Here is a 20,547-nt window from a genome sequence, read left to right on the forward strand (position 1 = left end):
GTCAGTCCGTGGCGTTGCCGGCGGGCGGGCCCAGGTGCCAGATCTCGGTGAGTTCGGTCCACTGGCGGGAGTCACCGCGGTCGGGCCAGGGCTCCTGGCACGGGTCGGTGAGCTTCCACCACTCCTGGGTCTCCGGGTCGGCCTCGAGCGTCGCCATGTCGGCCTCGAAGTCCTCGCCGGTGTACTCGAGGTAGGCGAACAGCACGTCGCCGTGGAGGTAGATGCTGAAGTTGTGGACGTTCGCCCGGTGCAGGGCGGCCTCGACTCCGGGCCAGACCGCGGAGTGGAGTTCGAGGTACTCCTCGCGGTGCTCGGGCCGCAGCTTGATGGTCTGGGCGAGGCGCTTCACGCGGACTCCTCCTCGTCGAACGGGGTGCGGTAGCTGGGGGTGTTGGTGCGCAGCCCGAGTCCGAGGGTGAGCCGTATCCGGGTGGACGCGGGCAGTCGGACGGTCAGGAACGGGCCGTCAGCAGCCGCCTGCGACTCGGTGACCACCGGCTCCGTGTGGCCGTAGTCGTACATGCCCCCGACCCAGGCGTCGTCCGCGCAGGTCGTGTACCGCACCGAGGTGATGGTGTGCTCGGCCATGGCGCCTGCCTGGACGATCACCGTGCGCTCCGCCTCGGGCGAGAGGTTCACCAGCTCGACGGTGGTGGCCTCGGGGTCGATGGAGCTGACCAGGGCGGCCACGTCCTGCGGGAGGCCGGCGCGACGGGCCTGGGCGTCGTAGTAGCGCACCCGGGCCTGCTGCAGGCCGCCGTTGTACAGCACCTGCGGGCCGCCCCAGGTGAGCTGCACGAGGGCTTCGGTGGCCACGGGGTTGCACTGCTGCCAGACGTGGATGTCGGCCTCGTCCACGTCCAGGTCGCGGTACTGCTCGACGCGCCGCAGGCGGTGGCGGATCTGCGCCTGCGCGGTGGCCAGGATGCGCTCCGGGTAGCCGGGGTCGTCGCCGGCCAGGTAGGCGAACCAGGCCTTCTCGTGCGCGGACTCCTCCTTGGCGCGGAACGACCGCAGGGTGCGCCAGTCGATGCCGTCCGCCTCGCGCAGCCGCTCCAGGCGGGCGCGGTCGGACTCGGCGGCCGTGTGGTGCCACAGCGCCACCGGGACGGGCGGGGTGGCCGGGTTGTAGTCGAACCAGCCCGAGTCCTTGTAGCGGAAGGGGAGGTGGAGCGTCGGGGTTGCCTTGTCCTCGGCCAGCTCGACCGCCCACTTGGAGGGCAGGCTGGAGTCGGCCTCGGTGTGCGGCATCACCTTGCCCTGGTCGATCATGGTGTCCAGCGTGGTGGAGACCATCGAGAGGTAGTCGTCGTCGCCGGTGACGGTGGCCGCCGCGAGCGCCGCGACGGTCGCCGCGTGGCCCACGCTGTGCCAGCCGTGCGGCCAGGACCAGCCGTAGTGGCCGCCGTACCAGCGGCCCTCGTGCAGACCGCCGACCACCCCGTCCGGGCTGACGTTGTCCGGGAGCACGCCGCCGTTCGCCTCGGTGCGCTCCCGCCAGGCGCCGACGTAGTTCACGATCCAGTCGCGATAGCGGTCCTCGTGGGTCAGGATCCAGGCGTTCAGGACCAGCCCGGCCGCGGCGAGGTTGACCGCGGTGTCGCCGACACCCATCCGCTCGCGCATCTGCGCGCCCAGCCGCGGATCCGAGTCGAGCGGGTACGGGCCGTCCTGGGCCTCCGGCAGCCACTCCAACGGGTAGCCGTAGGTGTCCGCCTCCTTCTGCAGCCAGGGGTAGACGTCACCGTCGGACACGCCCGTGCGGTCCGGGTCGCTGCCGTTGTGCGGCCGGGTGATGATCCGGTGCTCCGGGTCGTAGTTGCCGTGGGCCGGGTCGACGTACAGCTCGGCGAAGCGCAGGGCGCGCTCGGACCAGCGGTCGGGGGCGGCCATGCACAGGAAGTAGAGCAGCAGCAGGCTCTCGCCCTGGTGGAACCAGTCGTAGCCGCGCTCGTACTCGTCCTTCAGCATGTCCAGCTCGGTGAGCTGCCGGGTCACGCCCTCCCAGTGCTTCTCACTGGCGGCAAGTACCTCCTCGGAACCGCCGAGCAGGTACAGCTGCGGCCAGTTGAAGAAGACCTCGTAGAAGTCGTCCACACCGTCACGGGTGGTCAGTTCGCCATTGTAGTTCAGTCGGCCGTCCGGGCCGGTGAAGGCGTCGGCGAAGCGCCGCCAGGCGGTGTCGAGCAGGTCGAACAGCGACCGCTGCGCCACGGCCCAGCCGGGTGTTTCGAGCAGCGGCACTGCGGCCAGGATCTCCGGCGGCTCGACCGGAGCACTCGACGGTGCGGTGGCCTCGGCCGGGAGGGGGTCAGCGGAACTGAAGGACATGGGAGGATCTCCGTTCGGTGCTGCGGGATGGCGGACCTGTGGCGCGACGGCCGGGAGTGGTGTCACTCCTTGGCGGCGGTCACTCCTTGGTGGCGCCGGCGAGCATCCCGCTGACCAGGAAGCGCTGGGCGAAGAGGAAGACGATCAGGACCGGCGAGATGGCCACCAGCGTGGCCAGGGCCAGCTGCGGGCGCTCGATCCCGAGGGAGCCCGCAGTCGGGTTGAACTGCGGCACGTTGCTGAGCAGGCTGCCGACACCCACCTGGATCGGCATCTGGTTGCTCTCGGGGAGCATGACGTAGGGCAGGAAGTAGTTGGTCCAGTTGGCGACGAAGCTGAAGAAGCCCACCAGCGCGATGACCGGTGTCGCCAGCGGCAGCGCGATGTGCCGGAAGACGCCGAGCTCGGAGCAGCCGTCCATCCGCGCGGCCGCCAGCAGGTCCTTGGGGACGGCGGTCGAGAAGTAGATGTACGTCAGGTACACCCCGAACGGGTAGAACGAGTACGGCAGGACGATCGACCACATCGTGCCGATCAGGTGCGCCGCGTTGACTTCCAGGAACAGCGGAACCACCAGCGTGGCGCTCGGCATGAGCATCACGACCAGGGTCGACACCAGCAGGGCGCGCCGGCCGCGGAACTCGGTCATCGCCAGGGCGTAGCCCGCCGGTATGGAGACGCAGAGCGTGATGACCAGTGAGATCACCGCGTACAGGGCGGAGTTGCCCAGCCACTGCAGCACGGCGTTGTCCTGGAAGGCGGTGAGCGCGTCCCAGTTGGCCTTGAGCGCGCCGAAGGAGCCGAAGGAGAGCGGGTTGTTGTTGACCAGCTGCTGATCGGTCTTGGTCGCCGCGAGGACGAGCCACAGCACGGGCAGTGCGAAGAACAGCACGAACAGCGCCAGTACCGTTCCGACGAGCAGCCGGGACGACGTCTGCCCCAGGGGTCGCTTCCGCCGCGACGCGCGCTGTGAAGCTCGGCTCATTTGGCTTGGTTCCCGTTCCGTGCGTGGTGTGGCGGCGACCGGACTCGCGGAGGTGTCAGTCGGCATCGAAGAATCCTGACCGTGCGACGAAGACACCGGCGGCTGCCACGCTGACGACCAGAAGCTCCATCGACACCGCGGCGGCGCCGTTGATGTTGTTCATCTGGAAGGCGAAGTCGTAGGTCAGCTGGTTGAGCGAGTAGTCGCGTCCGGCCACGCCCACGCTCGCCAGGGAGAGCAGTTGGGGCTCGACGAAGAGCTGGGCGCCGCCCGCGAAGGCCAGGATCACCATGTAGATGATCCACTTGCGCAGCATGGGGATCTGCACGTGCCAGGCGGTCTGCCAGGCGCTCGCGCCGTCGATCCGGGCGGCCTCCATGACATCCGTGGGGATGTTGTTGAGCGCGCCGTACATGACCACGATCCAGCCGCCCGCCCCGGTCCAGAACGCGACGATCGTGAACAGCACCGGCAGGTTGCCCGGAGCGATGACCTCACCAAAGGTGTGGAATCCCAGTGCGCCCAGCAGCGAGCTGACGGGGCTCACCGTCGGGTCCAGCATGAACAGCCACACCAGCACGCTGGCTGCGCCGGCGAGCGCCCCGGGGATGTAGTAGAGGAACCGCAGCGCCTGGCTGGCCCGGCTGGAGGAGACGCGGTGCAGCAGCAGCGCCAGGGCCACCACGAAGACCACCAGCGAGAGGAGCCAGAACACCAGGTAGATCGCGACGTGACCGATGGCGTCCACGAAGCGGAAGTCCTGCGCCGTGGAGATGAAGTTGGAGAAGCCGGTGAAGCTTCCCCCGCCGTCGGTGAAGGCGAAGTAGATCGCGTAGCCGGTCGGGAGGACGCCGAAGGCGATCAGCAGGAGCACGTAGCCGGCGACGAATGCCATGCCGGCCCGGCTCTGCCCGCCGCCGCTGCGGCGGCGGGCAGAGCCGACCAAAGAGGGGACAACCGTCACGAGGAGACCTTGTATCCGAAGGACTCGGCGTGCTTGACGATCGAGGCCTGCCAGGCGGGGAGCAGCGAGGCGATGCTCTGACCCTGGGTCATGCCGGGCTTGACGTCGGCGGCCCAGATGGCCTCCTGGCTGTACTGGCCGGAACCCCAGTTCGACCACACCTGGGAGGACGCGTCCTTGAGCGGGCTCAGGCTGGTGGCGAAGTAGCCGGAGGCGTCCTGGGCCTTCAGCCAGTTCTCGGCAGCCGGGGCGTAGGCCGGGAAGCCGGGGGCCTTCTCACCCTGGTAGGCGTTGTCGGTGGTGACCCACTTCAGGAAGTCGGTGGCCGCCTTGAGGTTGGTGGAGTGCTGGGACAGCAGCCAGGTGCCACCACCGACGTTGCCGGTGGACGGCGAGGTGTCGCCCTGCCACTGCGGAATCGGAGCCACGCCGACCGTCTTCTCGGGGGTCTTGAGGGTGTCCTTGAACACCGCACCGCCGTACCAGGCCGGGCCGGGCATGAGCAGGACCTTGTCGGCCTCGTTCTTGCCGAAGTCGGTGCTGAAGACGCCGCTGATGGACATGGACTTGTTCTTGATCAGCCCGTCCATGAGCTTGGCCATCTTGGTGCAGCTGTCACTGGTGGTGTTAACGGTAACGGCCTTGGGGCCGGTGATGTGGTTGGCCTCGCACTTGCTCGCCCACATGTAGATCTCGGGGGTGTAGGAGTCGCCCGCGTCGCCCACCAGGTAGCCGGGGTGCTCGGCGGCCACCTTCTCGCCCAGCGCCTGGTACTCCTCCCAGGTCTTGGGGACCTGGTAGCCGAACTGCTTCATCAGCGGCGCGTTGTACCAGAGCACCGCCTGGGAGAGGTCGTTGCGCAGACAGTAGACGGTGCCGTTGACGGTACAGACGTCGTTGGCGCCCTTGGCGAACTGGCCCAGGGTGTCCGCCGGGATCAGGCCCTTGTCGAGCGGCGCGGCGAAGCCGGCGTCGACCGCCCAGCTCGCCTCGTTGTTCTGCGAGCTGAAGACCACGTCCGGCCAGCCCTTGCCGGTGCGGTTGAACAGCTGGACCTTGGTCTGGAGGTAGTTCGACCCGTTGGCGTCGCCGTCGTAGGAGACGATGTCCAGCTTCACCTCCGGGTGCAGCTGCTGGTACTGCTTCGCCGCGTCCAGGCGGGTGGCGTCCACCCAGACGGTCAGGGCGCCGTCCTTCTGGGGAGCCTGGGCGAAGCCGTCCTTGGTGGTCTTCTGGGCAGTGGAGCCGCCACAGGCGGACACGGCCAGTGCCATGGTGGCCGCACAGACGGCCAGCAGCACCGATCTCTTGCTGGGCACCGAAGGCTTGTTGACAAACATGAGCGACTCCACTGGGTTTGCAGGCGCCCGAACGGATCGGGAGGTGGGGGAGGAAGGCGACGCCAGGCCGTCCCGGTCGGGCGTCGAATACCGGAGACGGCCGTTGCGCTGCCGTCGTTGGAGTAAATTAGCCGCCTCATCGCCCGAACCGTCAAGATGTGTGCTGCACTTTTCCGGCCGATTTCGCAATCGTTGCCATTGGCAGAGTGCAGAAACGCCTGATGAGTCCACATATGTCCGATTCGTCACCGGGATCCATGTCGTCAATTTCCTTCCTAATGAGTACGACACATGGCCAGCTGATGTACGATTAGCCGGCTTCACAGCAATCAGTCGCCCTCGTAGTGACCCCGGAGGCAGGACAGATGAACGACACGCCCATGACCGGAGCGGCCTTGCCTGCGCAGGCCGCTCCCGCTGTCGCGGCAGCGGTGAACGGCTCGGGCGAGGAGCGGCGGGACTACCGGCCCGGTTACGAGATCGTTTCGGAGCAGATCCTCGAGTACATCGCCGAGGCGCGTCTGGTGGCGGGCGACCGGCTGCCCACCGAGCACGATCTCGCCAAGACGCTGAACACCAGCAGGGCGGTGGTACGGGAGGCCGTGAAGATCCTCTCGGCGCTCGGCCGCGTCCGGGCCCACAAGGGCCGCGGCCTGTTCGTCGCCGACGACGAGGGCATGCTCATCACCAGCCGCTGGGGCGGCTTCTTCCGCCCCGTCGACCTCGACCACGTCCTCATGCTGTTCGAGTTCCGCAAGGTGCAGGAGTCCGCCGCCAGCAGTCTCGCGGCCACCCGCGCCACCCCGGCCGAACTGCGCACCATCGAAGTCGCCATGCAGCAGTGCCGGCACGGGGTCGTCCACGGCCAGGTCGACGTGTTCAACCAGGCGGACGAGGACTTCCACACGGCCGTGGCCACCGCCGCGCACAACACCTTCCTGCTCAGCTCCGTGCGCGACGCACGCCGACTGCAGCGGCAGTCCAGCGCCATCGGTATCCACGGCATGCTCGGCGAGGCCGCCGAGGCCGCGGTCGTGGAGCACGAGGCGATCTACCGGGCCATTCGCGACGGCCGACCGGAAGAGGCGGCCGCCGCCACGGTGGTACACCTCGACCGGACGCTGGAGGACTACCGCCGGGAGATCCAGCGCCGCCTGTTCGGGTAGCGGCGCGGGGCGCCACCGCTGCGAGGTGGCGCCGTCGACGCAGGTCTGCAGCTCACATCGATCCGATGAATCACCCGACCGCCCGATGACTTCGAAGGAGGACATCGGGCCACTCGGAGGCACACCACAACCTGCGCGAACCGCGGGCGAAGGCACCGAAAGCGCGCTAGAGCTGCGAGCTCGCCGCTTGGAGCGAGAGGCCGACCGCGTCGAAGCCAGTCGAATCGGACACAGGCTCCGCGGTATTACCGCCCGGAAACATCGGACATCTCGCTGTCCAGCACCTTGACAGGCTGCGGCAACATCCGCGATACATGTACGTAACCGCGGTGGCCCCCCTTTGTGCGCGTTTCCAGGACATCGGAGCATCCATGTCACGATCCGTGAATCGCAGAACTGTGCTCGTAGGCCTCGCCGTTGCGACCGTCGCGACCGTCGTCGGACCCGGCAGCATCCCTGCCGAGGCCGCCGTCGTCGAGGGCGACCCGCTGCCGCTGGTCCCGCTGCGCGTCCCGAAGCTGGACCAGGGCACCTGGCAGCAGCCGGACAGCAAGATCCAGTGGATGCGTGACAACAAGCTGGCCATGTTCATCCACTGGGGCGTCTACTCCGCGCCGGCCCATGGCGAGTGGTACCAGTTCTCCGCTAAGACCAAGCCGAGCGACTACCGGTCGCAGTACGCCGGCACCTTCGCCAGCCAGTCCCAGAACTACAACCCCGCCGCCTGGGCGCAGTTGGCCAAGGATCTCGGCGCCGCCCAGGTGGTGCTGACCACCCGTCACCACGAGGGCTTCGCCCTGTGGCCCAGCGGCCACCCCAACGCCTGGACCGCCGGCGACACCCCGTTCCCCGCCGGCACGGACTTCGTCAAGGGCTACGTGAACGCCGTGCGCGCGGCCGGCCTGCGGGTCGGGGTCTACTACTCGCCGATCGACTGGCGCTACCCCGGCTACTACGACGTGAGCGGCGCGAAGCCGCCGAGCCCCGCGCTCACCTCCGACTGCGTGCTGCCGAACAGCCTGTACCCGTGGAACTACGAGGGCACCGACCCGACCTCCTTCGACTACCACGAGAACGCCCGGACCATGAAGAACGAGGTGTACCAGTCCGTGAAGGAGCTGGTCACCGACTACGGCGCGATCGACGACGTCTGGTGGGACGGCGGCTGGCTGGCGCAGCAGGGCACCGACGCCTCGGGGTCCTTCTTCTGGGAGCCCGGCCAATACCGGGATCCCAACAACGGCTGGCTGGTCGACGCCGCCTACGGCGAGACCGAGCCGAGCACCGGCAAGCCGCTCGGGCTCACCGGCCTGGTGCGCCAGCACCAGCCGAACGCGGTGGCCAACTCGCGTTCGGGATGGGTGGGCGACTACGACATCGAGGAGGGGGGCTACGTCTCGAGCGGGCCGATCCGGTACGGCCGCCTGGTCCAGAAGGCGTTCGCCATCTCCGGCACCACCTGGGGGTACGACGGCAACAACGCCATCTCCTTCTCCTCGGCCATGGCCGTGTTCGTCAACGCGTTCATCCGCGACATGTGTGTGATCGTCAACGTCGGCCCGGACGCGACCGGCACGATCCCGAGCGCCCAGGCGGCGGTGCTCCGCCAGGTCGGCGGCTTCATGAGCGCCAACCACGAGGCCGTCTACAGCACCCGTGGCGGCCCGTGGAACCCGGTGGAGGGCCAGTACGGCTTCACCTTCGCCAACCAGACCGTCTACGCACACCTGCTGGCCGGGTACAGCGGCGGCAGCAGCTTCACGACCCCGTCCCTGGGCGACGCGAGGGTCACCTCGGTCTACGACGTGGTCTCCAAGAGCGCGCTCTCCTTCAGCGCGGCCGGCGGGAACGCCATCACCGTCACGGGCATCGACCGCACCCGCTACCCCGACGACACGATCGTGGCGATCGTGCTCGACCGCTCGGTGGTCCCGACCGACATCGCCCGCGGCGCCACGGCCACGGCCGACAGCGTGGAGACCGCACACGGGAACCTGGCCGCCAACGCGGTGGACGGGGACACCTCCACCCGCTGGTGCGCCGCCGACGGCAACACAGGGCACTGGCTCCAGGTCGACCTCGGCTCGGTGCGCGCCGTCACGGGAGCCCGGATCGCCTGGGAACTGCCCAGCAACGCCTACCAGTTCCGGATCGACGGATCCACCGACGGATCCACCTGGTCGACCCTCGCCGACCGGACCGGGAACACCACCGTCGCGCAGGTGCAGGCCCTGACCTTCACCGCCCAGACCCGCTACGTCCGGGTCACCGTCACCGGTGGTGTGAACAGCGGCCTGTGGGCATCGATCCGCTCGCTGGAGGTCTACGACCGCGCGTTCCTGGACCCGTCCCTGTCCGGCGGCGACCTCGCGCTGGGTCGACCCGCCAGCTCCTCCTCCAACGAGAACAGCTCGCTGGCGGCGGCCAACGCGTTCGACGGCAACCAGAGCACCCGCTGGTCCAGCCAGTTCTCCGACCCGCAGTGGCTCCAGGTCGACCTCGGGTCCACCCAGACGGTCGGACGGGTGGTCCTCAACTGGGAGTTCTCCCACGCGACGGCCTACCAGATCCAGGTCTCCAACGACGCCACCAACTGGACCACCGTCTACTCCACCACCAGCGGCAACGGCGGAGTGGAGAACATCAGCGGTCTGTCCGGCTCGGGACGCTACGTGCGGATGCTCGGCACGGCCCGCGCCACGCAGTGGAGCTACTCGCTGTACTCCATGCAGGTGTTCAACAGCTAGCAGCGCGGGGGGCGCCACCGGCTGCTGAGTGCCGGTGGCGCCCTCCTGCGTGCGGCGGGGACCGGTCCTAGGCTGGGAAACGGCGCCGGAATCCCGTTCCGGCGGACACGGCTGCCACGGCACGGAGGCGTCGCGTGGAGACGACCGACAAGCAGGACGCCCCCACCGCCGCGGTCGTGGTCGACCCGGACGGTGTGGTGCGGGGCTGGAGCGAGGGCGGGCAGCTGCTGCTGGGGTGGTCGGCGCGGGAGACCGTCGGGCGCCCGGTCGCGGACCTGCTGGCCGATCCGCTGCCCGGGTTCCCGACCGGCGGCGACACCGGACCGGCGCGCGTGCTCGCCCTGCGCCACCGCAACGGTTCCACGGTGGATGCCGAGGTGACCTCGCACCCGCTGCACGGCGCCGACGGCCGGGACCTGGGCCGGGTGGTGACCGCCCAGCGCTGGGACCGCCGTCCCGTGATCGCCGACCGGGCCTTCGAGCAGTGCCCCTTCGCCCTGGGCGTGTACGACCCGGACCTGCGGTTCCTGTGGATCAACGCCACCGCGTCCGCGGTGATCGCGCACTCCGAGGAGCAGGTGCTCGGCGAGAAGTACCGCGAGCTGTTCCCCGAACTGGACGGCCTGGCGTACACCAACAAGCTCTCCGAGGTCGCCCGGACGGGCGTGCCCGCGCGTCTCATCACGATCTTCCGCCCGCTCGGCAGCAACTACGCCAACGCCTGGGCCACCAGCATGTGGCCCGTCCGGGACAAGGAGGGCCGGGTCCGCGCGGTCGCCAACTGGGGATTCGACATGAGCGCCGAGTACTGGGCCCGGCAGCGCCTGCTCGTGCTCGGCGAGGCCAGCAGCGGCATCGGACTGGCCCTCGACGTGATCAGCACCGCCGAGGAACTGTCCAAGGCCTCGGTGCCGGGATTCGTCGACCTGGTCACCGTCGACCTCTTCGAGGAGGTGCTGCACGGGGACGAGCCGCCCTTGTTCGCGGCGTTCACCGTCAACGGAACCGTTGCGCTCAGGCGGGCCGGCCGGCACGGCGTGCAGAAGGACGCGGACGAGCGTCCCGAGCCCCCTGCGCTGATCCACTACTCGCCGAACTCCGTCGCGGTCCGGTGCATGGCCGCCGGCAGGTCGACGGTGCAGCTCGCCGCCGAACCCGGCCCGGGCGGTGAGTGGGGCTTCGGCCCCGGGCTCGCCGCCGACCCCGCCCACTGGCCGCCGGGCAACCCGGTGATCGACGGGACGCTCGGCGCGAAGGGGCTGACCGGCCGGATCACCGTGCCGCTGCTGGCCCGCGGTGCCGTGCTCGGCGTCGCCGCCTTCGCCCGCAGCGACCGGCCCGAGAGCTTCACCGCCGACGACCTGATCCTCGCCGAGGAGCTGGCCGCCAAGGCGGCGGTGGCCATCGACAACGCCCGCCGGTACACCCGCGAGCACACGACCGCGCTGACCCTGCAACGCAGCCTGCTGCCTCAGCGCCTGCCGAGCCAGCATGCGATCGAGGTGGCCTCGGGCTACCTGCCCGCCGGAGCCAGTGCGGGAGTGGGCGGTGACTGGTTCGACGTCATCCCGCTCTCCGGTGCCCGGGTCGCCCTGGTCGTCGGCGATGTCGTCGGGCACGGCCTGCACGCCTCGGCCAGCATGGGCCGGCTGCGCACGGCGGTCCGCACGCTGGCCGATGTGGACCTGCCGCCGGAGGAGCTGCTGACCCACCTGGACGACCTGGTCATGCACCTTCCCGACGGCCTCCAGCCCGAAGGCCGTTTCGAGTCGACCGGCGAGTCCGGGGCGACCTGTCTGTACGCCGTCTACGACCCGGTCTCCCGCCGCTGCACGCTGGCGAGCGCCGGTCACCCGCTGCCACTGGTCATCTCGCCGGACGGCGCCCTGACCCCGGTCCCCGGCGCGCCGGGACCGCCGCTCGGCATCGGTGGGCTGCCGTTCGAAGCCATCGAGCTCGAACTGCCTGCGGGCAGCCTGCTCGCCCTCTACACCGACGGACTGGTGGAGAGCCGCGAACGCGATGTCGACCAGGGCACTGCCGAGCTGTTCCGAGTCCTGAGCGAGCCGGCCGACTCGCTGGAAGCCCTCTGCGACGCGGCGATGAAAGCCATGCTCCCCGAGCACCGCACCGACGACGCCGCCCTGCTGCTCGCCCGCACCCGCGCGCTCTCCCCCGACCACGTCGCGGTCCTGGAGGTCGAGCCCGACTTCACGCAGGTGGCGCAGGCGAGGCAGTTCGCTGCCGACCGGCTCAGCGCCTGGGGCCTCGAGGAGGAGGCCTTCGTCACCGAGCTGGTCGTCAGCGAGCTGGTCACCAATGCCATCAAGTACGGCCAGCCGCCGATCAGGCTGCGGCTGATCCGCGGCACCTCGCTGATCTGCGAGGTCTCCGACGCCAGCGACACCAGCCCGCACCTGCGGCGGGCGCGGATCTTCGACGAGGGTGGCCGGGGCCTGATGCTCGTCGCCCAGCTCACCCAGGGCTGGGGCACCCGGCACAGCACCAACGGCAAGACGATCTGGTGCTCGCAGGCAATCGGCTCACTGTGAACCCTCCGGCGGGAACACGAACCGCCAAACGTCGCCGGCCGGCAGCTGGAGCCGGAAGCGCCGCGGGTCGCCGGGCACGGCGGTGAGCACGACGGGGCGGCCCGCCTGGTCGGTGACCGTGGGGGCGCCGGCAGGCTCCGGCAGGAACAGGTCCACCGTCGAGCTGCGCTCGGCCCGCAACACGGCCTCGCTGACCCGGTTCTGACGCCAGCTCAGGTCGACGGTGATCCCACCCCGCGCCCGCAGGCCGCGCACCTCGCCGTCCGGCCAGGACGGCGGCAGTGCGGGCAGCAGCCGCAGGATGCCGTTGTGGCTCTGCAGCAGCATTTCGGCGATCGCGCCGGCGATCCCGAAGTTGCCGTCGATCTGGAAGAGCTGCGGCGGGTGCAGGTCGAAGAGGTTGGGCGCGATGGAGGTGGCGAGCAGGCGCTCGACGGCGTGACCGGCCTGGGCGCCGTCGCCCAGGCGGGCGGCCAGCGCGGCGACCCAGGCCAGGCTCCATCCGGTGCCGCCGCCACCGTGCTCCAGGCGCCGGTCCAGGGCTCGGCGGGCCGGGACCAGCAGGGTGGCGTCGGTGAGCGGGTCGACGGCGCTGCCCGGGTAGAGGCCGTAGAGGTGGGAGAGGTGGCGGTGGCCGGGGTCCTCCTCCGGCAGGTCCTCCCACCACTCCAGCAGGCGTCCGTCGGTCCCGAGCGCCGGGGGACGCAACCGGGCCCGGATCTCGGTCAGCTCCGCCGCGAGCTCGTGGTCGACGTCCAGTTCGCAGGCCGCCCCGACGGTGGTCTCGAGCAGTTCGGCGGTGAGCCAGTAGTCCATGGTGCAGCCGGCCGAGACGGCGGCCATCGTGCCGTCGGCGAGCCGGAAGTGGTGCTCGGGAGAGGTCGACGGGCAGGTCACCAGGTTGCCGTCGGCGTCCTCGACCAGCAGGTGGGCGAGGAAGCGGGCGGCCTCGCGCATCACCGGGTAGGCGCGCTCGGCGAGGAACGTGCGGTCGCCGTGGAAGAGGTGGTGCTCCCACAGGTGGGCGGCCAGCCAGGGCCCGGCCATCGGCCAGTTGGCCCAGACCGGGTCCCAGCGGGCCGGGTGGGTGGCGCGCCAGATGTCGACGTTGTGGTGGCAGCACCAGCCCGGGGCGTCGTAGTAGGCCCGCGCCGTGCCCTGCCCGGCCTCGGCGAGGTCGGTGACGAGGTCGAACAGGGGCTCGTGGCACTGCGCGAGGCCGGTGGTCTCGGCGGCCCAGTAGTTCATCTGGATGTTGATGTTGGAGGTCCAGTTGGAGTTCCAGGGCGGGGTCACCTCGTTGTTCCAGATGCCCTGGAGGTTCGCGGGCTGGGTGCCGGGCCGCGAGGAGGCGATCAGCAGGTAGCGGCCGTAGGCGAAGAGCAGGGCGGCGAGTCCGGGATCCTGTCCGCCCGCGTTGGCGGCGGCGAGGCGCTCGTCGGTCGGCTGCTCGGCCGCCTTCTCCGGGCCGTTCAGCCGCAGGCCGGCCGCCCCGAAGAGGCGCTGGTGGTCGGTCAGGTGATCGGCGAGCAGCTCGTCGAAGCCCTTGCCCTCGGCCTGGTCCAGCCACCGCCGCGCCTCGGCGAGCGCGGCCTCGGCCCCCTCGGGCCGCTCCCGCCAGCCCCGGAACCCGGTGCCGACGGCGATCAGCAGGACCGCCTCGTCGGCGGCGGCGACCTCGATCGCCTCCGCTGCCGCCGCGACCCGGCCGTTCACTGTGCGCACCTGCAGGGCGGCCGCGAAACCGGTGCCCTCGTCCGCCTGGTAGAGGGCGGTCTCGTCCGGCTCGTACGGGAGCCGCACCGGCGCGCGACCGTGGATCGCCAGGCCCTCCTCGGAATCCGCCGTCGTGCACGCGCCCTGATGGGGTGTCGTGAAGCCCGCCCGGAAGGTGATCGCTCCGGGGGTGTCGGCGGTCAGGCGCACGACCAGCACACCCGCTGGGGCGGAGGCGAAGCTCTCCCGGCGGTAGCGGACGCCGCCCGCGGTGAACGAGACGGTGTGCACGGCGCGGTCGAGGTCCAACGCCCGCCGGTAGTCGCCTGCCTGGTCATCCTCGGCACCCGGGAAGGCCAGCAGCAGGGTGCCCAGGGGCTGGTACGCCTCGGTGCCGGGCCCCATGAGGTGCTCCGTGGCTATCGCGTCGGCGCGGGCGTAGTCGCGTTCGTTCAGCACCGCCGCCCGCAGTGCGGGCAGGTGGTCGGCGCCGCCGATCCGGTCGCGTGGTCCGGGGCCACCGGACCACAGGGTGTCCGCGTTGAGCTCGATCCGCTCGGTCTGTACGCCCGCGTACATCAGGGCGCCGAGCCGGCCGTTGCCCACGGGCAGCGCCTGCAGCAGGCCTTCGGCCGGAGTCCGGTACCAGAGTTGGTCGGTGGCGCTCTGGTGGTGGTCCGTCAGCACAGTGTGTCAGTCCGATCGTGAGGAGGGACGGTCAGTTGTCGCTCGCCGGCTGTCGCTCGTGGTTGAGCCGGCCCGAGACGAAACCCTCGACCGCCATCGGCATCGTGCCGAAGCCCGCTGCGGTCACCGCGTCCGACAGGGCGGGCAGCCGGGCCGCCGTGACCACCACGTCGAGGTCGAGTTCGATCCGGACCGTGTCGCCGAGGTCGCGCACCCGCAGCTGCTCGGAGCGCAGCCCGGCCCGGTCCAGCACTTCCCGCACCGCGGTCTCGGCGCGGTCGATCCGGGCCAGCCGGTGGCTGGTGACGGGGATCCCGTAGCTGACCCGGCTGGCCAGGCACGGGGTGGCCGGCTTGTCCCAGGTCGGCAGGGACCACAGGCGGCTGACGGCCCGTACGTCGGCCTTGGTGAAACCGGCGTCGAGCAGCGGAGTGCGGATGTCGCGCTCGCGCCCGGCCCGGATGCCGGGACGGAACCGGTCGACGGCGTCGTCGGCGTTGGTCCCGGTGGCGACCTGCTGGAAGCCGTTCTCGCGGGCCAGGGCGACGATCGTGTCGAGGACCTCGGACTTGCAGAAGTAGCAGCGGTCCGGGCCGTTCGCACGGTACCCCGGGCTGCTCAACTCATCGGTGCGCGGGGCGAGGTGGGCCACACCGAGGGAGTCGGCCAGCGCCCGGGCGGCGGTCAGCTCGCCGGACGCGAGGCTCTCGGAGTCCGCCGTCACGGCGAGCACGCCGCCCGCGCCCAGCGCCCGTACGCCCGCCGCGAGCACCAGGGCGGAGTCGGCGCCGCCGGAGTAGGCGACCGCGACGGGACCCATCTCGTGCACGGTGGACAGCAGCGCGTCGGCCTTCGCCCGGACCGCGTCGTCGTTCTCACGCTCGCTCATGGTGTTCCGACTTCTTCCCTCGAACTCTCGGACAGCTCCTGCTCGGCCAGCCGCCGCGCACGCTCGGCGACGACGCGCAGCGGCAGACCGGTGGTGCGGGCCGCGGCCGCGGCGTCCTCGTACTCCGCCTTGACCCCGTGCGGCCCGTGCTTGACCCGCACCGGCATCCCCTCGACCTCGACGGACCCGAATCGCCGGGGCGCCACCACCCGGGTCTGCGCGGTCTGCCGGACGCCGAGCGTCCCCGTCTCGGCGAGCAGCAGGTCACGCAGCCGATCGGCGTTCTCCGGATGGGTGAGGAGGTGCAGCACCTGGGCCGGCCGTCCCTTCTTCATCACGGCGGCCGTCGTCCAGGCGTCGAGCGCGCCCTCCTCCAGGGCCCGCGCGATCGTGTGGGCCAGGACCTCGCCCGTGACGTCGTCGAGGTTGGTCTCCAGGGTCATCACGTCCTCCTCCGACCGATCCCGGTCCGGCGAGGTGAGCGGACGGCCCAGCGTGACCGCGACGACGTTGGGACGGTCCGCCAGGACCCGGGTGCCGACGCCGTAACCCGTCGCCACCGGTGTCATCGGCGGTGGCGGCCCGTAGCGTGCGCCGGCCGCGCGCAGCAGGGCGGCGGCGGTCGGGGTGACGGTCTCACCGGGCAGGTCGGTGCCGGTCACGGCCGCGCCGTTGAGCAGCTCCATGGTGGCCGGGGCCGGGCAGGGCAGCAGTCCGTGCGCCGAGCGGACCTGGCCCGTGCCGAGTGGCAGTGGGGCGCAGACCACCTCCGTGACGTCGAGGGCGTGCAGCGCGGCGGCGACCCCGACGATGTCCACCAGGGCGTCGTGGCCGCCGAGTTCGTGCAGGTGGACGTCGGCGGGATCGGCGCCGTGCAGCCGGCCCTCGGCACGTGCGATCGCGGTGAGCGCCGCGACGCTCAGCGCCGCCACGGGCTCCGGGCGTGCGGCGGTGGCCAGTTCGATCAGTTCTGCGGCGCGCCGCTCGGTCACGGTGTCCGTCACCCGGACCAGGGCGCTCGTCGCGGTCAGACCGTGCGACCTGACCCACACGGCGTCGAGTTCCCAGCCCGTCAGTCCGGTCGCGGCGATCGAGGCCCGCACCTGCTCCAGCGGCGCTCCGACATCGAGCAGCGCACCGAGGAGCATGTCGCCGGCCAGGCCGGTGAACGGGTTGATCCAGCAGATCACGCGCGCCGCCTCCCCACCCAGGCGAGCCGGTGCGCGGCCATCGCGGCGCCGAAGCCGGAGTCGATGTTGACCACGGTCAGGCCCGCGGCACAGGAGGCGTGCATGGCCAGCAGTGCGGTCACCCCCTCGAACGACGCGCCGTAACCCGTGGAGACTGGCACGGCGATCACCGGACAGCCGACCAGGCCGCCCACCACGCTGGCCAGCGCGCCCTCCATGCCGGCCACGACGATCACCGTGTCGCTCTCCCGCAGCTGCTCCTGGATCCGGAGCACGCGCTGCAGGCCCGCGACGCCCACGTCGTGCACGGCGGTGACGGCCAGTCCGACGGCCGTGGCGACCGCCGCGGCCTCCGAAGCGACCGGCAGGTCCGAGGTCCCGGCGGAGACGACGGTCAGTGCGAAGTCCTGCGTCGCGGCCGGCCGCCAGACGAGCAGTCGGGCCGTGGCGTCGTACGAACCTCCCGGCACCTGGCCCAGGACCTCGGCGGCGGTGTCGGCGGCCACCCGGGTGACGAGGACCGGGCCGGAGTTGTGCCGCAGCAGCTCGGCGGTGATCGCGCTGATCTGTTCGGACGTCTTGCCGGGGCCGTAGACGACCTCGGGCAGGCCCTGGCGCTGTTCTCGGCCGATGTCCAGCTGCGCGAAGTCGAGGTCGTGGACGCTGGTGGGGTGCATAGGGGTCTGCTCCTGGCGGTGCGGTGCGGTCAGGGAAGCCGGCGGGCGAGCTCGGCGCCGGTCTCCTGGAGCAGGCGTCGGGTCTCGGCCATCGCGGTCGCGGGGCTCCCGGCCCGTTCGGCGAGGGAGTGTGCGGCGACGATGCCGTGGGCGGCCAGCTCGGCCAGCGGGACCTCCAGGCGCCCGGCGACGGCGGCGACCGGCACCCCCGCGCGGCGAGCCCGGTCGGCGACACCGATCGGCGCCTTGCCGCGCAGGCTCTGGGCGTCCAGGCAGCCTTCGCCCACGACGACGAGGCTCGCCCCGGCCAGCGCGGCGTCCAGGCCGAGTTCGGCCAGCAGGACCTCGACGCCCGGTTCCCGGCGCGCGCCCAGGACCAGGGCGGCGAACCCGGCCCCGCCCGCGGCTCCGGCTCCCGGTCGGTCGGACAGGTCGAGGCCCAGCTCCTTCGCCATGGCCCGGGCGTACCGGCTGAGCGCTGCTTCCAGCAGCGCGACCTGCTCGGCGTCGGCCCCCTTCTGGGGTCCGAAGACGATGGCCGCGCCGTCCGGTCCGAGCATCGGGTTGTCGACGTCGGAGGCCAGGACGAGCCGGGTGTCGCGGAGTCGGGGGTCGAGGCCGGTCAGGTCGACGGTCTCCGCTTCGGCCAGGGCCGCACCGCCGGGCGGGAGTTCGGCGCCCCGGGCGTCCAGGATGCGGGCGCCGAGCGCCTGCAGCAGGCCGGCCCCGCCGTCGGTGGTGGCGCTGCCGCCGACCGCGAGGACGATCTCCCGGCAGTCCAGGTCCATCGCGGCGGCCAGCAGTTCGCCGGTACCACGGGTGGACGCGGTCAGCGGTGCGCGCCGGTCCGCCGGCAGCAGGTGCAGTCCGGAGGCCTGGGCCAGCTCGACGACGGCGCGGTCGCCACGCACGGCCAGTTGTGCGGTGACCGGCTCACCGGTCGGGCCGCTCACCCGGACCGGCACGGCGTGGTACCCGGCCGCGAGGAACGCCGCCACCGTCCCCTCGCCGCCGTCGGCGACCGGCGCCTCCCGGACCCGCAGGTCGGGTGCGGCCTGCCGGATGCCCTCGGCCAGCCAGCGGCAGGCCTCCACGGCCGTGGCGGAGCCGCGGAACTTGTCCAGGCAGAGCAGGATCTGAGCGTGCGTCATATCAGGGTGTCCTGGTCCTGCCGCAGGTACGGGATGGTCATGGGCCCTTCCGGCAGGACGCAGACCCGGGCCTGCGGACCGGCGGCGGCGAGCGCCTCGGCCACGGTGGCCGAGATGTCGGCGGTCTGCTCGAGGTGCGCGGTGGCCAGGTCGGCGTCGCTGAGGTGGGAGGTGTGCATCACCACTCGGCAGGAGGACTGGATCCGGGCCTGGACCTGCACCTGCCACTGGTCGGGCACGGTGCGCGGCCGCGCGCTGATGTCGGCCAGCAGGGCCTGGGGGGAGGGCGCCGAGGCGAGCACCTCGCGGTACGAGCCGTGGTCGGGGAACCCGTCGCGGCACTCGGCCGCGCAGATGATCAGCCCGCCGGGCCGGACCACCGTGTGGGCGGCCGACATGCCCTTGACCGACTGGTAGAGGTTCTGGTCCAGCGGGTGGCCGGCGTTGGTGGTGATCACCACCTCGAAGCGGCGCTCGACCGGGCGCATGGCGATCCGCCGGGCAGCCGCTGTGGCGGCCGCGTGCATGGGCAGCAGATCGCCGCCGAAGGCCTCGACGATGCGCTGCTCGCGGTTGAGCACCACGTCCAGGGAGAAGGTGACGCCGGTGCCCGCGGCGATGGCGCGGACGTCGTCGTGGACGGGGTTGCCGTGGATGACGCCCCAGGTCGCCCGCGAGTCGCCGATCCGCTTGGCGTCGTGCAGGACGAGCACGGTGTCCAGCCCCGCCAGGCCCGGAGCCACCAGCTTGGGGCCGCCGGAGAAGCCGGCGAAGAAGTGCGGCTCGACGAATCCGGTGGTGATCTTGACGTCGGCGTCGACCCACTGGCTGTTGAGCCAGACCGGCACGTCGTCGCCGAAGCGGCCCAGCCAGGTGAGCTGTGCGGCGTCGCGGGCGTCGTGGTTGACGATCCGGATCCGGTCGACCACCTCGTCGCCGAACATCCGGCGCAGCTCCTGCGGGTCGTTCCCGCGGTGGGTGCCGGTGGCGACCAGGATCACCACGTCCTCGTCCCGGACGATCCCCTCCAGCTCGGCGAGGACGGCCGGGATCATCAGGTGGCGCGGCTGCGGCCGGGTGCCGTCGCAGGCCGAGATGGCCACGGTCTGCCCCGGCCGGACCCGCTCGCGCAGCGGCGGCCCGGCGACCGGGTGGCGCAGCGCCGCCCGGAGCACGGCCATTTCGTCGGCGGCGCCGGCGTGGTGGAGCGGTTCCACCACGGTGGTGACGGCGGGATCGAGATCGATGTCGAGCCCGGTCTCACCGTAGGCGAGGCGGATCTTCATGCCGGCTTCTCCCCCGCTGCGGAGAGTCCGTAGACCCGGGCAGCCGTGCCGCCGAAGATCAACGCGCGCTCGTTCGGTTCCAGGTCCTCGGTCAACTCATCCACTGCATCCACCACTTGTTCATAGGAGGCGGCCAGCAGGCAGACCGGCCAGTCGGAGCCGAACATCAGGCGCTCGGGCCCGAAGGCGTCCAGCGCGGCCTCGGCGTACGGTCGCAGGTCGGCCACGGTCCAACCCTGCGGATCGGCTTCCGTCACCATGCCGGAGAGCTTGCAGGAGACGTTGGGCTCGCGGGCCAGCTCACGCAGCAGAGCGGCCCAGGGCTCCAGCTCGCCGCCGGCGATCGGCGGCTTCGAGAGGTGGTCCAGCACGAACGGCACCTCCGGCAGCGCCCGCACGGTCTCGATGGCGGCGGGGAGTTGGTGCGGCAGGGTGAGCAGGTCGTAGCAGAGACCGGCCGCGCCGACCTCGCCCAGCCCGCGCCGCACGTCGGGGCGGGCCAGCCAGGCCGGGTCGGCCTCGCCCTGCACCAGGTGCCGCATGCCGACCAGCAACTCGCCGCCCGGCCCCTGCCGCAGCTCGGCGAGGGTGTCGGCGACGTCCGGCGCGGTGAGGTCCAGCCAGCCGACGACACCCGCGACCAGGTCTTCGGCGGCGGCCAGCGCGAGGAACTCCCGGGTCTCCGTCAGGTCGGGCAGCACTTGCACCAGCACCGTGCGCTGGATGTCCGCCGCCTGGGCGACGGGTGCCAGCTCGGCCAGTCCGAAGCCGCGCCGGATGGCCGCCAACTCCGGCGCGTCGAGCCACGGCTGCGGGCGTCTGGCCAGGTCCCAGACATGGTGGTGCGCGTCAATTCTCACGCGCGA

The 20,547-nt window shown here is 71.4% G+C and carries 15 protein-coding genes; 3 read left to right on the plus strand and 12 right to left on the minus strand.

The features are described 5' to 3' along the window. Nucleotide 1: 1 nt before the first annotated feature. The 5 genes from BR98_RS02635 to BR98_RS02655 form a co-directional block, all read right to left on the minus strand. Complete coding sequence (locus BR98_RS02635) at nucleotides 2-349, minus strand: L-rhamnose mutarotase (RefSeq protein ID WP_035839620.1); 348 nt, start codon at nucleotides 347-349, stop codon at nucleotides 2-4. Continuing rightward, complete coding sequence (locus BR98_RS02640; protein WP_035839623.1) at nucleotides 346-2,331, minus strand: hypothetical protein; 1,986 nt, start codon at nucleotides 2,329-2,331, stop codon at nucleotides 346-348. The genes BR98_RS02635 and BR98_RS02640 overlap by 4 nt, the downstream gene beginning before the upstream one ends. A gap of 79 nt (nucleotides 2,332-2,410) precedes the next feature. Next, nucleotides 2,411-3,316 (minus strand): carbohydrate ABC transporter permease, encoded by a 906-nt coding sequence (locus tag BR98_RS02645; RefSeq protein WP_083975898.1) that lies wholly within the window; start codon nucleotides 3,314-3,316, stop codon nucleotides 2,411-2,413. A gap of 55 nt (nucleotides 3,317-3,371) precedes the next feature. Next, the gene (locus BR98_RS02650; protein WP_157537331.1) at nucleotides 3,372-4,211 is read right to left on the minus strand and encodes a carbohydrate ABC transporter permease; all 840 of its coding nucleotides are present in this window, start codon (nucleotides 4,209-4,211) and stop codon (nucleotides 3,372-3,374) included. 65 nt (nucleotides 4,212-4,276) lie between these two features. Then, the gene (locus BR98_RS02655; RefSeq protein ID WP_035839628.1) at nucleotides 4,277-5,620 is read right to left on the minus strand and encodes an ABC transporter substrate-binding protein; all 1,344 of its coding nucleotides are present in this window, start codon (nucleotides 5,618-5,620) and stop codon (nucleotides 4,277-4,279) included. A gap of 365 nt (nucleotides 5,621-5,985) precedes the next feature. Here BR98_RS02655 and BR98_RS02660 point away from each other — a divergent pair, with 365 nt between their 5' ends. From BR98_RS02660 to BR98_RS02670, 3 genes are all read left to right on the plus strand, one after another. After that, nucleotides 5,986-6,786 (plus strand): FadR/GntR family transcriptional regulator, encoded by an 801-nt coding sequence (locus BR98_RS02660; protein ID WP_083975900.1) that lies wholly within the window; start codon nucleotides 5,986-5,988, stop codon nucleotides 6,784-6,786. 383 nt (nucleotides 6,787-7,169) lie between these two features. Continuing rightward, entirely contained in the window at nucleotides 7,170-9,533 is a 2,364-nt protein-coding gene (locus tag BR98_RS35950; protein WP_232247210.1) for an alpha-L-fucosidase, read from the plus strand. 134 nt (nucleotides 9,534-9,667) lie between these two features. After that, nucleotides 9,668-12,085, plus strand: a complete 2,418-nt coding sequence (locus tag BR98_RS02670; RefSeq protein WP_035839631.1) for a SpoIIE family protein phosphatase — start codon at nucleotides 9,668-9,670, stop codon at nucleotides 12,083-12,085. Here BR98_RS02670 and BR98_RS02675 read toward each other — a convergent pair. From BR98_RS02675 to BR98_RS02705, 7 genes are read right to left on the minus strand one after another with little or no spacing between them, the layout of a single operon-like run. Beyond that, the gene (locus tag BR98_RS02675) at nucleotides 12,077-14,488 is read right to left on the minus strand and encodes a glycoside hydrolase family 95 protein (RefSeq protein ID WP_051969229.1); all 2,412 of its coding nucleotides are present in this window, start codon (nucleotides 14,486-14,488) and stop codon (nucleotides 12,077-12,079) included. The genes BR98_RS02670 and BR98_RS02675 overlap by 9 nt on opposite strands. Nucleotides 14,489-14,519: 31 nt before the next feature. Next, on the minus strand, nucleotides 14,520-15,377 hold the full coding sequence (gene larE / locus BR98_RS02680) for an ATP-dependent sacrificial sulfur transferase LarE (protein WP_232247211.1): 858 nt from the start codon (nucleotides 15,375-15,377) through the stop codon (nucleotides 14,520-14,522). Beyond that, nucleotides 15,374-16,567 carry a nickel pincer cofactor biosynthesis protein LarC gene (larC, locus tag BR98_RS02685; protein ID WP_035839634.1) on the minus strand — a complete coding sequence of 398 codons (1,194 nt, stop codon included), beginning with the start codon at nucleotides 16,565-16,567 and terminating at the stop codon, nucleotides 15,374-15,376. Before larC ends, larE begins: the two co-directional genes overlap by 4 nt. Beyond that, complete coding sequence (gene larB, locus BR98_RS02690) at nucleotides 16,564-17,244, minus strand: nickel pincer cofactor biosynthesis protein LarB (protein WP_035839637.1); 681 nt, start codon at nucleotides 17,242-17,244, stop codon at nucleotides 16,564-16,566. Before larB ends, larC begins: the two co-directional genes overlap by 4 nt. Before the next feature lie 29 nt (nucleotides 17,245-17,273). Beyond that, on the minus strand, nucleotides 17,274-18,395 hold the full coding sequence (locus tag BR98_RS02695) for a glycerate kinase (RefSeq protein ID WP_035839640.1): 1,122 nt from the start codon (nucleotides 18,393-18,395) through the stop codon (nucleotides 17,274-17,276). After that, nucleotides 18,392-19,681, minus strand: coding sequence for a nickel-dependent lactate racemase (larA, locus tag BR98_RS02700; protein ID WP_035839643.1), 1,290 nt, complete (start codon nucleotides 19,679-19,681; stop codon nucleotides 18,392-18,394). Before larA ends, BR98_RS02695 begins: the two co-directional genes overlap by 4 nt. Continuing rightward, nucleotides 19,678-20,541 (minus strand): amidohydrolase family protein, encoded by an 864-nt coding sequence (locus BR98_RS02705; RefSeq protein ID WP_035839646.1) that lies wholly within the window; start codon nucleotides 20,539-20,541, stop codon nucleotides 19,678-19,680. Before BR98_RS02705 ends, larA begins: the two co-directional genes overlap by 4 nt. Between the last annotated feature and the right edge of the window lie 6 nt (nucleotides 20,542-20,547).

Origin of the sequence: Kitasatospora azatica KCTC 9699, from assembly GCF_000744785.1 — a bacterium.
GTDB classification, from domain to species: domain Bacteria; phylum Actinomycetota; class Actinomycetes; order Streptomycetales; family Streptomycetaceae; genus Kitasatospora; species Kitasatospora azatica.